9 protein-coding genes are annotated in these 13,442 nt (G+C 71.3%); 3 read left to right on the top strand and 6 right to left on the bottom strand.

Annotation, left to right across the window (positions count from 1 at the left end; genetic code table 11):
• Positions 1-72: 72 nt before the first annotated feature.
• The 3 genes from ACFW9Z_RS02760 to pepN form a co-directional block, all read right to left on the bottom strand.
• Complete coding sequence (locus tag ACFW9Z_RS02760) at positions 73-3,381, bottom strand: S8 family serine peptidase (RefSeq protein WP_384633222.1); 3,309 nt, start codon at positions 3,379-3,381, stop codon at positions 73-75.
• Positions 3,382-3,643: 262 nt separating this feature from the next.
• On the bottom strand, positions 3,644-4,729 hold the full coding sequence (locus ACFW9Z_RS02755) for a hypothetical protein (protein ID WP_384633219.1): 1,086 nt from the start codon (positions 4,727-4,729) through the stop codon (positions 3,644-3,646).
• Between the two features lie 236 nt (positions 4,730-4,965).
• Positions 4,966-7,587 carry an aminopeptidase N gene (gene pepN, locus ACFW9Z_RS02750; RefSeq protein WP_384633216.1) on the bottom strand — a complete coding sequence of 874 codons (2,622 nt, stop codon included), beginning with the start codon at positions 7,585-7,587 and terminating at the stop codon, positions 4,966-4,968.
• Positions 7,588-7,786: 199 nt separating this feature from the next.
• Between pepN and ACFW9Z_RS02745 the strand changes: the two genes are divergently transcribed.
• Together ACFW9Z_RS02745 and ACFW9Z_RS02740 are read left to right on the top strand one after the other, a co-directional pair.
• Positions 7,787-8,437: a DsbA family protein gene (locus ACFW9Z_RS02745; RefSeq protein ID WP_384633213.1), complete on the top strand. Its 651-nt coding sequence runs from the start codon at positions 7,787-7,789 to the stop codon at positions 8,435-8,437.
• An 82-nt stretch (positions 8,438-8,519) separates the two neighbouring features.
• A complete protein-coding gene (locus ACFW9Z_RS02740; protein ID WP_384633211.1) occupies positions 8,520-8,867 on the top strand; it encodes a VOC family protein in 348 nt (115 codons plus the stop codon).
• Between the two features lie 115 nt (positions 8,868-8,982).
• Here ACFW9Z_RS02740 and ACFW9Z_RS02735 read toward each other — a convergent pair whose 3' ends face one another.
• A complete protein-coding gene (locus ACFW9Z_RS02735; RefSeq protein WP_384633208.1) occupies positions 8,983-9,897 on the bottom strand; it encodes an NAD(P)-dependent oxidoreductase in 915 nt (304 codons plus the stop codon).
• Between the two features lie 59 nt (positions 9,898-9,956).
• On the opposite strand from ACFW9Z_RS02735, the gene ACFW9Z_RS02730 reads away from it, so the two are divergent.
• Complete coding sequence (locus ACFW9Z_RS02730) at positions 9,957-10,400, top strand: MerR family transcriptional regulator (RefSeq protein ID WP_384633205.1); 444 nt, start codon at positions 9,957-9,959, stop codon at positions 10,398-10,400.
• An 87-nt stretch (positions 10,401-10,487) separates the two neighbouring features.
• Here ACFW9Z_RS02730 and ACFW9Z_RS02725 read toward each other — a convergent pair whose 3' ends face one another.
• Positions 10,488-11,891, bottom strand: coding sequence for a flavin monoamine oxidase family protein (locus ACFW9Z_RS02725; protein WP_384633202.1), 1,404 nt, complete (start codon positions 11,889-11,891; stop codon positions 10,488-10,490).
• A 68-nt stretch (positions 11,892-11,959) separates the two neighbouring features.
• Positions 11,960-13,399, bottom strand: a complete 1,440-nt coding sequence (locus tag ACFW9Z_RS02720) for an aldehyde dehydrogenase family protein (RefSeq protein WP_384633199.1) — start codon at positions 13,397-13,399, stop codon at positions 11,960-11,962.
• Between the last annotated feature and the right edge of the window lie 43 nt (positions 13,400-13,442).

Genomic DNA, 13,442 nt, shown 5'->3' with positions numbered 1-13,442 from the left:
GGGCGCTCCTCACGAGCACCCGCCCCGCTGTCGATCACGATGGATCAGAGCCCATCAGCTGCGATCGGTCCGCTATGGCGTGACCTTCTCGATCACGACGCTGCCGGTGCCCGCGGCCGTGCCGCGCGCGTTGACCAGCTGGACCTCACCGAAGAACTGCCGCCCCTCGGGAGCCGCACCGGCGACCACGACCTCGGCGCCGACCTGCGCCGAAGCGCCGTTCGCCAGGTTGTAGGTCTTCGACGCGTCGACCTTCAGGGTGCCGAGCGAGGCCGAGTAGTACACATCGCGGTAGTCGTACGTGGTCGACCCGGACGGAACCGAGTAGCCCTCGACGATGACCGTGTACGTACCGGCGGCCGGGTTGGCCAGGCTGACCCGCTCCTCGGAACCGGCGGTGGTGCCGCTGCCGACCTGCGTGGCGCCCCGGAAGACGTACAGGTCGAGGTCGGCGTTGGCGTCCGACGTACCGCCGATGGCGAAGTCGAGCTTCTCGACGCCCGCACCGATGGTCACCGTGGTCTGCCGGGTCTGGCCGGTGGAGATCGACGGCTTGTCGACCTTGGCCGAGCCGAGCGCGCCGCCCTTGAGCTTGCCCTCAAGAGCCGCCGCGCCGTTGGTGACCTTCCAGTTCACCGCGGCCGGAGCGCCGATCTTCGCCTCGGCGATGGTCTGCACCGCCGGGTCGAAGGAGGCGCCGAGGATCGAGACGTCCAGCTTGAACGGGTTGTCCAGCAGCGGCGACGTACGGCGCGACTCGACCTCGATCTCCCACACGCCGGGATACGGGTCCTTGTAGGACCGCACGTCCGGACGGCAGACGTTCGCCGGGTTCTCGTAGTTCGGGTAGCAGTTGACCGTGGAGGTCGGGTCGACCGGCGTCCCGTACGGGTGCAGGGCGATGAACCGGGTCTGGCTGCCCGAGCGCAGCGCGCTGAGGGCGACCTCAAGGGTCTTGGCGCCCTCCGGCACGTTGAAGAAGTACGAGGTGGTGCCGTTGCGCTGCACCGAGCTCGAGTTCTTGAACGCGTAACCGGGGTGGCTCAGCTCGTTGGCGACGACGACCGTGGACAGGACCTGGTGGTCGATGCCGATGGTCTTGCTGTCGTCCAGCTCCAGGATGGCGCTGTGCACGCCCGCCTTCTTGGCCTTCGCCGTGACCTTGAGCTTCACCGGGACGTCGAGCGGCAGCGAGACGTACTCGGGGCTGCTCAGCTTGAAGGTGCCGTTGTTGTTCTTCCACGACAGCTTGTGCTGGACGTTGCGGTCGGGGCCCGTGGTGCGGGTGACGACGATCTCGTAGACCTTCGTCTCGCCGACCTTGAGGCCGCCCTCACGGTCGTAGAGACCGGTGCCGAAGCCCGGGTCCTTGAGCGCGAAGTCGATCGCGGTGTCGACCGGGGCCTTGACCTTGTACTCGTGCGCCGGGTTGCCCTTCTTGGTGAGGAGCTTCCAGGCACCGACGATGTCGATCAGACCGGAACCCTGGGCGTGCGCGGGCACGTCCTTGATGTGGGTAGCCGAGCTGGTCAGCGCGACCCGGAGGTCGGCCGGGGGCACTTCCAGGCCCTTCTGCTTCGCGGCGGAGAGCAGCAGGGCGGCCGCACCGGCGGCCTGCGGCGAGGCCATCGAGGTGCCCTGGAGCATCGAGTAGCCGGCCGGCAGGGCGTAGCCCGCCTCCCTGACCGGACCGCCCGCGGCCCAGGTCTGGGTGGTGTTGATCGCCGCACCCGGGGCCGAGATGGTCGGCGTGAAGCCGCCGTCCTCACGCGGACCGCGCGAGGAGAAGGGGAGCAGGTCGTACTTCTTGGTGACGTTGGAGCCGTAGTTCGCGGCCCACGTCTCCTTGGAGATCGACGCGCCCACCGAGACGACGTGGTCGGCCAGGGCCGGGTCGCCGATGGTGTTGAGGCCCGGGCCGCTGTTGCCGGCCGAGATGACGAGCTGGACGCCGTAGATGTCGATGAGGCGCTTGTAGAGCTCGGCGCGGGCGTTGTTGCCGTCGTTCAGCGGCGGCAGGCCGCCGATCGACATGTTGACGATGTCGACACCGCGGTTGACGACGAGGTCGATCATGCCCTCGGTCAGCGCGATGTTGGTGCAGCCGCCGGACCAGGTGCAGGCGCGCGAGGAGACGACCTTGGCGCCGGGCGCCGCGCCGTTCATCTTGCCGCCGAACAGGCTGTTGGCCGCGGTGATGCCCGCGACGTGCGTGCCGTGCGAGCCCTCGATGACACCGATGTTGACGTAGTCGGCCCGGGCGCCCGCCGCGTTGTAGACGACGTTCTTACGGGTCTCTACGACGAACGGGATGCGCTCGACGACCTCGGTGCGCGGGTCGTCCTCGCCGAAGTAGGCGACGTGGAACTTCTCCTTGTACGGCTTGAGGGCCTTGTCGTCGGAGAAGTCCGCGTTCTCGTTCAGGTCCACCCGGACGGTGCCCTTGACCGGGTCGTACAGCACGCCCCACACGTCGGTGGTGTCACCGTCGCGGTTGAGGTCGCCCGCCATGTCGCCGCCGGTGGTGGCCGCCTCGGCGAAGGTGGCGAACTTGTAGCTGCCCGCCGGAGCCGAGTACGTCTTGCCGCCGGCCGTGAACGTCGGACCGGTGACGGTCTGCGACATCCGCAGCCAGGTGCCGTCGCCGTCGTTCACCGGGTCGGTCGCGGTGACCCAGTCGACGATCTTGCGCTCGCCGGTGGTGGTCTTCTTCAGCGCGGGGTGGCCGAGGTCGACACCGGAGTCCAGGACACCGATGGTGATCCCTCGGCCGTCGGCCTTCGGGTTCTTCTCGACGAACTCGACCGCACCCGTCTCGAAGGACGGGTTGTACGGGTTGGCGGCCGGGGTCTTCTTGCCGGGGGCGGGGTAACTGCCCGTGGCCTTGACCTGCTTGGCCCCCGCGGCCCGGTCGCCCGAGGGCGTCGGGTCGTCCAGCTTGATCTCCTGCTTGAGATCGATGCCGAGGACGGACTTCAGCTTGGAGGCCGCCTCGATGGTGGCCTCGGCGGTGCTGGTCGGCACCGTCGCCCGGACGTAGCCGAGCTTGTCGTAGGTCTGGCCGAGCACGGAGCCCTTGACGGCGTCCAGCTGCTCGGTGACCTGCTCGGTCGCCCCCGGGGTGGTGGCGATCATCATCGTGATGTTCTTCTCGCCCTTGGCTTCGGCCTTGGCCAGAACCTCGGCGTCGGCCTTGCCGAGCTTGTCGCCCCGGTCGCTTGTGGCGGCCGGTTTGACGGGTGCCGGTGCCGGGTCGTCGACGGCGAACACCGGCGCGGCGCTGGAGGCCGCGAGTGCGGCAGCCAGGCCGGCGGCGGCCGCGATGCGCACGGCACGTCTCGTCCCGGATATGGAGCTGGGGGATTCCTTGGTCATCAGCATCCCTGTAATCGAAAGAGAGAGTCCGGAATTCGGTACCGGATGACCGCTCAGCCTGTCGTAAATGACAGAGGTTTGTGGAGAGTTGACGGAGACGAGACAGGTACATGGCATAGATCCGCCACGGGGAGCGATGCGTCACGCGGGATGAATGAGGCGAAAGCGCGTGCTGGAACCACCCATTCCGGCCTGTGGTCCGGACCAGTGGCACCGGTCACCCCTCGCGCCCCGCCGCCGGTCGCACCCGGAACACCTCGTTCCCCTCTCAGCGCGGCAGCACCACGAGGTACGCGGCCGGCTCCCGGTCGTCCGCCGCCATCAGGGCCGTACGCACCACCGTGGCCTGCTGGTCCATCGCCTCGCGCAGCTTCCTCGGGGTGAGGTGGACGACCGTGACCCCGAGCCGTTCCAGCCGCTCCCGCTTGGCGGCGTACGCGGACCACTGCGGGTCCTCCGCGCGCGCCGGGCCCTGGTTCCCGCCCCGGCGCCCTTCTTCCGGCACACCGAACCGGGGCGCCCGGGTGTCCAGTTCGACGGCGACGGCGAGATCCGGCCAGTACGCGTCGACCCCGCCCAGCTCCGGCCCGCCCGGCAGCCGCAGGCCGACGTTCCACAGCGGCTCGGGCAGCCCGTGCTCGCGCACCATCGCGTACAGCCGCGCCTCCGCCGCGGCCCGCCCCTCCGCCAGCAGCGCGTCCACCGCACCCACCACCGCGGGCCGCCCCAGCAGCTTCGCCGCGCTCAGCTCCCGCACCACGGCGGCCGGTTCGCTGTGTCCGGCCCGTACGGCCTCGGTCAGCAGCCGCGTCACCTCCGCCGCGTCGCCCAGCCCCGCCACCGCGTCGGCCAGCGCCCGCTCCACCGGGGCGACGGGCACCCCGGCCAGCCGCACCGGTGCGGGCGGCGCGGCCCCCCGCACCACCTCCACGAACCGGGTGGAGCGCAGCCGCCGGGTGCGCGGCACCAGGACGTCGATGCGGTGCAGCGAACCCAGGTCCGGCGCCGAGGCGAAGCCATACAGCGCGAGCGCCGCCAGACCGGTCACCATCGCCTCGCCGAACCCCGGGTCCGACGGCTCCGGGACCGTACGCCGGGAGGAGACCGGCGGGCGCCCCGCGTACAACAGCGCGCCGTGCAGCCGCTCCTGGCCGCTGGGCGCGCCCGCGTGCAGCAGGTAGACCCCGGGGAGCAGGTGCTGCCAGGGGCCGCCGGGCAGGCACTGTGCGGAGGTCTGCGCGGCGGAGACGCCCCGGGCCCGGAGCTGGGCGGCGGACAGGACGCGGTGCGTCACGTCCTGGAGGTGGTGCAGGGGGCGGGGGAACAGGGGCGAGAGCGGGGTGTTCTGGGTCATGCCCGATGATTTCCCGCCAACCCAGGGTGCCCTAACCCCTGTTACACGCCCGTCGACAATTCCGGACAACGCCGCCCTAAAGTACGGGCGTTCGAGGACCGAAAAGGGCTGTCGCGCGGGAAATGGGGAGGGGGCGCGCCGGGCGGGTGTACGAGCGCCGCTTTCACGCCGCGCACACACCGAGCCCACGCGCCCCCTGGGGAGCCCTTGTGCCTGTGCCTTCTCGGGGGTTGTGGTCACGCACCCCGGACCGTGGTCACCCCCGAGGCGTCGCACTCCTGGCCGCGCAGCGCCCGTGCCAGATCGTCCCGGGCCTCCAGGACCAGCCGGCGCAGCGCCGGAGCGGCGTCCGCGTGGCCGGTCAGCCAGGCGTCGGTCGCCGCGAGGGTCTCCGGGCTGTCCTGGAGGCCGGGGAAGAGCCCCCTCACCACATGCATGCCGATCTGGATGGACCGCTCCGCCCAGACCCGCTCGATCACCTCGAAGTAGCGGTCCGCGTACGGGGCCAGCAGCTCCCGCTGGGAGGGCTGGTCGAAGCCCGCGATCGTCGCCTCCACCAGCGCGTTGGACAGCTTGTCCGACTCCACCACGGCCGCCCACGCCTGCGCCTTGACCGCCTCCGAGGGCCGCGAGGCCAGGCACCGTACGTGGTGGCGCTTGCCGGACGCCGTGTCGTCGCGGGCCAGTTCGGCGTCGATGGCCGCCTCGTCGGCCACACCGTGCGAGGCGAGCGGGGAGAGGAAGGCCCAGCGCAGCTCCTGGTCGACCTCCAGGCCGTCGACCCGGGCCGTGCCCTCCAGCAGCCCGCCCAGCAGCTGGAAGTCCGCCTCGGAGCCCGCGACGGCCGCGAAGAAGCGGGCCCAGGTCAGCTGGTGCTGGCTGCCCGGCTCGGCACCCCGCAGCTCGCGCAGCGCGCCCTCGGCCAGCGCCCGGCCGCCCTCCTCGCGCCAGTCGGGGGCGGCGTAGTGCACCAGCGCCGACTGCGCCCAGGCGTGCAGCATCTGGAGGACGCCGATGTCGGTCTCCCGCCCGGCGTGGGCCAGCACCAGGGCGACGAAGTCGCGGGCCGGCAGCAGCGCGTCCCGGGTCAGGTTCCACAGGGCCGACCAGCACAGGGCGCGGGCCAGCGGGTCGGTGACGGAGCCCAGGTGGTCGCGGAGGGTGGCGAGGGACCCCTCGTCGAAGCGGATCTTGCAGTACGTGAGGTCGTCGTCGTTGACCAGGATCAGATCGGGCCGCTCCGCCCCGGCCAGCTCCTTCACCACCGTGCGCTCCCCGGCCACGTCCACCTCGGCGCGGGCGTAACGCGTCAGCTCGCCCTCGGGCGTGATCCGGTAGAGGCCGACCGCGACCCGGTGCGGGCGCAGCTCCGGGTGGGAGGCGGCGGCCTCCTGGACCACCACGAGCTCGGTCAGCGCCCCGGCCGCGTCGTACGTCGCGACGGGGGTGAGCACGTTGACCCCGGCGGTCTGGAGCCAGGAGCGGGACCAGGCCGTCATATCGCGGCCGGAGGTCTCGGCGAGCACCGAAAGAAGGTCGCCCAGGGTCGTGTTGCCGTACGCGTGCTGCTTGAAGTAGCGCCGCGCGCCCTCAAGGAAGGCGTCGCGTCCCACGTACGCCACGAGCTGCTTCAGTACGGAGGCGCCCTTGGCGTACGTGATCCCGTCGAAGTTCAGCTTGGCGTCCTCCAGGTCACGGATGTCGGCCGTGATGGGGTGCGTGGAGGGCAGCTGGTCGGCGCGGTAGGCCCAGGCCTTGCGGTTGTTGGCGAAGGTGATCCAGCCGTTGGTGAAGCGGGTCGCCTCCACCATCGAGAAGGAGCCCATGAAGTCCGCGAAGGACTCCTTCAGCCACAGGTCGTCCCACCACTCCATGGTGACGAGGTCGCCGAACCACATGTGCGCCATCTCGTGCAGGATGACGTTGGCGCGCCGCTCGTAGGCCGCCGAGGTGACCTTGCCGCGGAAGATGTACTCCTCGCGGAAGGTGACCATGCCCGGGTTCTCCATCGCCCCGAGGTTGTACTCCGGCACGAACGCCTGGTCGTACTTCCCGAAGGGGTAGGGGTAGTCGAAGTTGTCGTGGAAGAAGTCCAGGCCCTGCTTGGTGACCAGGAAGACGTCGTCCGCGTCGAAGTGCTTGGCCAGCCCCTTGCGGCACATCGCGCCGAGCGGGATCTCCAGGGTGGTGCCGTCGTCGAACGTACGGGTGTAGTGGTCGGTCACGTAGTGGTACGGACCGGCGACGACGGCCGTGATGTACGTGGAGATCGGCTTCGTCTCCGCGAACCGCCACACCCCGTCCTCGTGCGACTCCTCGGCCCCGTTGGACCAGACCCGCCAGCCGGCCGGCGCGGTCACCTGGAAGCGGTAGGGCGCCTTCAGGTCCGGCTGCTCGAAGTTGGCGAAGACGCGGCGGGCGTCGGCCGGCTCGTACTGCGTGTACAGGTAGACCTCGCCGTCCTCCGGGTCGACGAAGCGGTGCATGCCCTCACCGGTCCTGCTGTACGCGCACCGGGCGTCGACCACGAGGACGTTCTCGCCCTCCAGGAGCCCGTCCAGGGCCACCCGGGCCCCGTCGAAGACGGCAGCCGGGTCGAGGGCCTTCCCGTTCAGCGTCACGGCGTCCACACCCGGCGCCACCAGGTCGGCGAAGGTCGAGGCGCCGGCCCGGGCGGAACGGAACCGGATCGTGGTCAGCGACCGGAACGTACGCGGACCGGCGTCACCGTCGCCCCCGTCGGCCCCCTCGGGCTCGCCGACGGCGGAACGCAGGTCGAGCTCGACCTCGTAACCGTCGACGGTCAGCAGCTCGGCCCTCTTCTGGGCCTCGTCGCGGGACAGGTTTTCACCGGGCACGGGCACTCCTTCGTGACGCGCGTCATGTGTCGTGTTCGAACCCATTGATCCTTGCACGCGTCCCGGAGAGCCGGTATCCGGTATGCGGTCCGACCGGATCCGGTATGCGGCCGGGCCGGAGAGCCCCGTACGGGAATGGGAGACCCCCTGGGAGGCGTTCACGACCGCAGCAGCAACAGGCACTTTCCTGAGGAGAGACATGTCCCCGAACACCGCGGCGAACGGCAAGACCCCGGCCGACTTCTGGTTCGACCCGCTCTGCCCGTGGGCGTGGATGACCTCCCGCTGGATCCTGGAGGTCGAGAAGGTCCGCGACATCGAGGTCCGCTGGCACGTGATGAGCCTCGCCGTCCTGAACGAGGACAAGCTGGACGACGTGCCCGAGGAGTACCGCGAGATGCTGGCCACCAAGGCCTGGGGCCCGGTCCGGGTCGTCACCGCCGCCCAGCAGCTCCACGGCGACGAGGTCGTCGGCCCGCTCTACACGGCGCTCGGCACCCGCTTCCACAACAACGGCGAGGGCCCCACCCTTGAGGCCGTCGCCGGTGCCCTCAAGGACGTCGGCCTGCCCGCCGAGCTCATCGAGTACGCCGACAAGGACACGTACGACACCGAGCTGCGCGCCTCCCACAAGGAGGGCATCGACAAGGTCGGCCAGGAGGTCGGCACCCCGGTCGTCGCGGTGCCCGGCGCGGACGGCGAGCAGATCGCCTTCTTCGGCCCCGTCGTCACCCCCGCCCCCAAGGGCGAGGAGGCGGCGAAGCTCTGGGACGGCACGCTGCTGGTCGCCTCCATCCCCGGCTTCTACGAGATCAAGCGGACCCGCACCCAGGGCCCGATCTTCGACTGACCTCCGCCTTTGGAGGGCCTCGGGCCGGGAGCGCGGACGTGCTCCCGGCCCGTTGTCAGTGGTGGGTCGTACGGTGAGGACCATGCGAATCTCACCGGAGATGATCACGATCGACTGCCCCGACCCCCAGACGCTTGCGGCCTGGTGGGCCACGGCGCTGGGAGTGGAAGGCACGCAGGACTACGACGAGTTCGTCGTCGTCCCCGCCACCCCGCTGATCCTCGGCTTCCAACGGGTGCCCGAGCCCAAGGCCGTCAAGAACCGGGTGCACATCGACTTCTCGTCCCCCGACCGCCCGGCGGACGTGGAGCGCCTGGTGAAGCTGGGCGCGACGGTGGTCGGCGAACACACGGGCGAGCCGGGGTCGTGGACGGTCCTCCAGGACCCTGAGGGGAACGAATTCTGTCTGGGGGACGCCGGGATGCACTGACGAGCGGGCGGCGGGCCTGGACCCCGACCCCCTGCCCCCGGAGGAGGTGGCGGGCATCCTGGCCTTCGCGGGGCAGGGGGAGCTGGGGTCGGTGTGCAGAGCGCGCAGGCCGTGATCAGGCAGGCCGCGCGGCCGCCGCCTTCTTGAAGACCTCGAACACGGCCAGGTAGTTCGAGCCGCCATGGCCGTCGTCGATGGCCTGCGCCGCGATGTCCCGCATCAGCCGGGGCTGTTCGGCGTGCACGCCCTGCTCCACGCAGGTGCGGGTGATGTGGTCCAGCGCGTTCAGGTTCATCTCCATGGTGCCGAGGTCGCCCGGGTAGTGGCCCGCTTCGAGGGCGGGCGCCTGCTCGATCAGGGTCGAGTTCACCACCGTGGGCAGGAACCAGTCGACCGCGAGACGGGCGAACTCCTCCGTCGGCACGCCCGCCGAGCCGGTCAGCGCGGTGGCGTGCAGGAACCCGTTCATGGTCGCGTACATGAGGCCGAGCAGTGCCACGTTGTGGAGCACGGCGAGCCCCGGGTCGTCGCCGAGGTACCGGGGTTCGCCCAGGCTCTCCAGCGTGGCCCGGTGGGCGTCGAAGACCGCGCGCGGACCGCTGTAGAGGAAGACGGACTCCGGTTCCCCGACGAGAGGCGGCGGCACCATGATCGCGCCGTCCAGATACCCGGCGCCGCGCTCGGTCGCCCATACGGTTGCCGCGTGCGCTTCTTTTGGCGTACCGGAGTTGAGGTTGACCACGGTCCGGCCCGCCACCGCTCCGGCGGCGGGATCGAGCACTTCATACAGCGACGCGTAATCCTTCAGGCATACGAGGGTGAGAGGACTGGCCGACACGGCATCGGCCACGGACGCCCCGAGGTGCGCGCCCCGGGAGACGAGATCGCGGGCCTTCTCGGAAGTGCGGTTCCAGACGGTGGTGGGATGGCGGTTCCGCAACAGGGTTTCGGCGAGGGCGAGCCCCATGGGGCCGAGGCCGATGACGGTAACGGGCGTACGCGTGAACTGTGTTGATGGCTGATTCGTCATGCGGGATAGACTGCGGTCTCACACCGGTGTGAGAGTCAACCGAACGTGGTGGTCGTCACATGCGCATGGGGGAGTTCTCCCGACGGACCGGCGTCAGCCAGCGGTCGCTGCGCTATTACGAGGAGCAGGGCCTGCTCCAACCGGCCCGCCGCCCCAGCGGCTACCGCGAGTACGGGGAAGCGGACGTCGTCGCCGTACGGGGCATCCGCATGCTGCTGGCCGCCGGTCTCAACACCGCCACCATCGCCGAGCTGCTGCCCTGCATGGTCGACGAGGACCGCATCCTGGAACCGGCCTGCTCCAGCGCGCTCCCCTTCCTGGACCGCGAGCGGGAGCGCATCGACGAGGCCGTCACCGGCCTGCTCGCCGCCCGCGACCGGCTGGACGCGCTGATCGAGAGCACGGCGGTGGCGGGGGTGACCGACGAGGAGGCGTGCGCGGCGGTGTCCGGGCTCGCGAAGGGGCGCACGGGGACGGGCGGATCGCGGGCCGTCCGTACCTGATCCACCGGACACTCCGGGGCGCCCCCCTCGGAGCGTCCGGCAGGGGTCGGACACGCCCGCCCGCCCGCCGTCAGGAAGCCGAAGGCGTCAGGAGGCCGAAGGCGTCCGGGAGCGAGGATGCGGCAGCGCGGCGGCGACTTCGCGGGCCGCGCGCAGACCCGACGCGATGGCACCCTCCAGGTACCCCGCGTGCTCGTCGGCCGTCTCCGAGCCCGCCCAGTGGATGTTGCCGAGGGGCGTGTGGGGCAGGGGCATGATCCCCTCGGTGGTCCCCGGCTCCGGCAGGACGACATAGCCGCCGCCCGCATGCTCGTCGAGGTGCCAGGCCTTCTCGTACCAGCCCGTCGGCTCCAGGACGCCGGACCCGAGGTGCGGGACCAAGGGGGCGAGCAGGGCGTGTCGGCGGCCTTCGGCGTCCAGGCTGTCCAGTGCGCGCGCCTCGGGACCGGCCACGAGCGTGCACAGGTGCCCCGGGCCGCCGGGCGCGGTGGTGTCGAACACGGCCCGGCCGGGGGAGTCCAGCACCAGGAACTCGGCCCGCCCCCGCTCCCGTTCCTGCTCCCGCTCCCGCCAGAACGGTCGCTCGTACACCGCGATGGCCTTGTACACGGACCCCATGTACGTGTTCCGCTCCAGCGCGACCCGGCTCGCGGGCAGCGGCGGGTGGTGCTCGATCCGGGCCGCGACCGGCGGCGGCACGGTGACGACGGCCTTCGCCGCCCGGAACGCGCCGGACGGGGTGTGCACGGTGACCCCGTGCTCGTCGCGGACGACGGAGGTGACCTGCTGCCCCGTGCGCACGCGCGGACCGAGTTCGGCGGCGAGCCGGTCGGTGAGCGTCCCCACCCCTTCGACGAGCAGGGAGTCCTGAGCCCCGCCCCTGGTGGAGAGGATGGTCCGTACTCCGCCCTGCTGCCGGACCATCCGGGCCGCCGCGTGGACGGAGTACCGGTCGAGGTCGGCCGTCCAGGAGATCGACGCGATCACCTCCAGGAGCCTGCGCGAGGTGCGCCCGGGCAGCCTGCGCAGCCACGCGTCGAGCGTGGCGCCGTTCCACCGGTCCGGGGTCCCGGTGAGCGACAGCACGCCGAGCCCGGCGAGGGCGGCCCCGGCGGGCAGCACCGACGGCGAGGCGACCGGCAGCTTGCGGCCCCGGTCGATCACCTGGGGCAGCGTCCCGGTGCGCATCTGGTACCTGACGGCCCCGAGCTCGCTCGCGAGGGCCATGATCCGGTGGTGATCGTGCCCGATCCACTGCCCGCCGAGATCGAGCCGGGACCCCAGGGCCGTCGTCTCGGCCATGACGCGTCCGCCGATCCGGTCGGCGGCCTCCAGGACGATGACCTCGATGCCACGGCGGCGCAGATCGCGGGCGGCTGTCAGCCCCGAGAGCCCGGCCCCCACGACGATCACCGCCGCGTCAGGCTCTGCCGATTCCTTGTCCGGCTTCCTATACGCTGCCGCGTCATCCATGGGGTTGTCGTTCAGCATGCATCTCACCCTTCGGGGAGGCTCGATCACGTGGAGGGGTGTGGACGGAAGGACAGGCAGGGGTCTCCTCACCCGTACCGCATCAGACGCTTGACCAGCCGCAGCCCGAGGCCGGTGAACGGCGGCTGCACCAGGCGCAGGGTGTCCGGCGTGAGCGGCTTGCGCAGCACGGGCTTGAGGTGGGAGAAGGCGCGCCAGGAGTGGGCGCCGTGGTACGCGCCCATACCGCTGGCACCGACCCCGCCGAACGGCAGCCCGGTCGCGGCGACATGGACGAGACCCGCGCCGTGGGCCACCGCGCCGGACGAGGTCTGCTGCTCGAAGAGGCGGCGGGTGCGGGCGGAGGAGCTGAAGACGTACAGGGCGAGGGGCTTGTCCCAGCCGTTGACCACCCGGACGGCCTCCTCGGCCGACCCGACCGCGACGATGGGCAGGACGGGCCCGAAGATCTCCTCCCGCAGCACGGGGTGGGCCGCGTCGGGCCCCACGGCCGGCCGCTCGCCGCCGGACGGTACGAGCACCACCGTGGGGGCGATGTACCGCTCGGCCCGGTCGTGATCACCGCCGATGACAACATCCGCCCCCTCCAACAGCCCGACGAGCCGGTCGAACTGCCGCTCGTTGACGATCCGGCCGTAGTCGCGCCCGGTACGGGGATCGGCGCCCCACAGATCGGCGACGGCGTCCTTCAGGGCGTCCACCAGCGCAGGGACCCGGTCGGGGGTGGTCATCACGTAGTCCGGGGCCACGCACGTCTGACCGGCGTTGGTGAACTTGGCCCACGCGATGCGCCGCGCCGCCTGCCGCAGCCGGGCGTCGTCGTCGAACCAGACGGGCGACTTGCCGCCCAGCTCCAGCGTGACCGGCGTCAGATGCTCGGCCGCCGCCCGCATCACGATGCGTCCGACCGTCCCGCTGCCGGTGAAGACGATGTGGTCGAACCGCTGGGCCAGCAGCTCCGTCGTCTCCGGAACCCCGCCCTCCACGACCCGTACGGCACCGTCGGGAAAGTACCGGGGCACGAGCCGGGCGACCAGCGCCGAGGTGGCGGGCGCGAGCTCGCTCGGCTTGAGGACGGCCGTGTTGCCCGCGGCCAGCACCCCGGCCAGCGGATCGAGCAGGAGCTGCACCGGATAGTTCCACGGGGCGAGCACCAGCACCACGCCGAGCGGCTCGGACACCAGCCGCGCCCGGGCCGGCCGCAGCGAGGCGGGCACCGGACCGCGCCGGGGCCGCGCCCAGCGCCGCAGGTGGCGCAGAGTGTGGTTGATCTCCGCGAGGGTCACGCCGATCTCGGTCAGCTGTGCTTCGCCGCTGCTCTTGTGCAGATCGCTCCAGAGGGCGGCCTCGAAGGCGGGCTCGTTCTCGGTGAGCATCGCGCGCAGCGCCCGCAGACGGCGGACGCGGGCGGCCAGGGGGCGGGTCGCACCGGAGTCGAAGAGCCGGCGCGCCCCGGACACGGCCGCACGGGCGGGGGAGGAGAGCTCGGGTGAGGTCGTCGTGGACATGGAACCACCGTACCTAAATCCGAAACGGATGCTTTTCGTTTAC

Source organism: Streptomyces sp. NPDC059452 (genome assembly GCF_042750035.1).
Taxonomy (GTDB): Bacteria; Actinomycetota; Actinomycetes; order Streptomycetales; family Streptomycetaceae; genus Streptomyces.
The sequence above is the reverse complement of the archived record's forward strand: the minus strand, read 5'-3'. Positions and strand labels throughout refer to the sequence as shown.

Excerpts from the sequence above, each read along its gene's own strand:
- ACFW9Z_RS02760 (WP_384633222.1), bottom strand. The coding sequence starts at position 3,381 with ATGCTGATGACCAAGGAATCCCCCAGCTCCATATCCGGGACGAGACGT.
- ACFW9Z_RS02740 (WP_384633211.1), top strand. The coding sequence starts at position 8,520 with ATGCGAATCTCACCGGAGATGATCACGATCGACTGCCCCGACCCCCAG.
- ACFW9Z_RS02730 (WP_384633205.1), top strand. The coding sequence starts at position 9,957 with ATGCGCATGGGGGAGTTCTCCCGACGGACCGGCGTCAGCCAGCGGTCG.
- ACFW9Z_RS02725 (WP_384633202.1), bottom strand. The coding sequence starts at position 11,891 with ATGCTGAACGACAACCCCATGGATGACGCGGCAGCGTATAGGAAGCCG.
- ACFW9Z_RS02755 (WP_384633219.1), bottom strand. The coding sequence starts at position 4,729 with ATGACCCAGAACACCCCGCTCTCGCCCCTGTTCCCCCGCCCCCTGCAC.
- ACFW9Z_RS02735 (WP_384633208.1), bottom strand. The coding sequence starts at position 9,897 with ATGACGAATCAGCCATCAACACAGTTCACGCGTACGCCCGTTACCGTC.
- ACFW9Z_RS02720 (WP_384633199.1), bottom strand. The coding sequence starts at position 13,399 with ATGTCCACGACGACCTCACCCGAGCTCTCCTCCCCCGCCCGTGCGGCC.
- ACFW9Z_RS02745 (WP_384633213.1), top strand. The coding sequence starts at position 7,787 with ATGTCCCCGAACACCGCGGCGAACGGCAAGACCCCGGCCGACTTCTGG.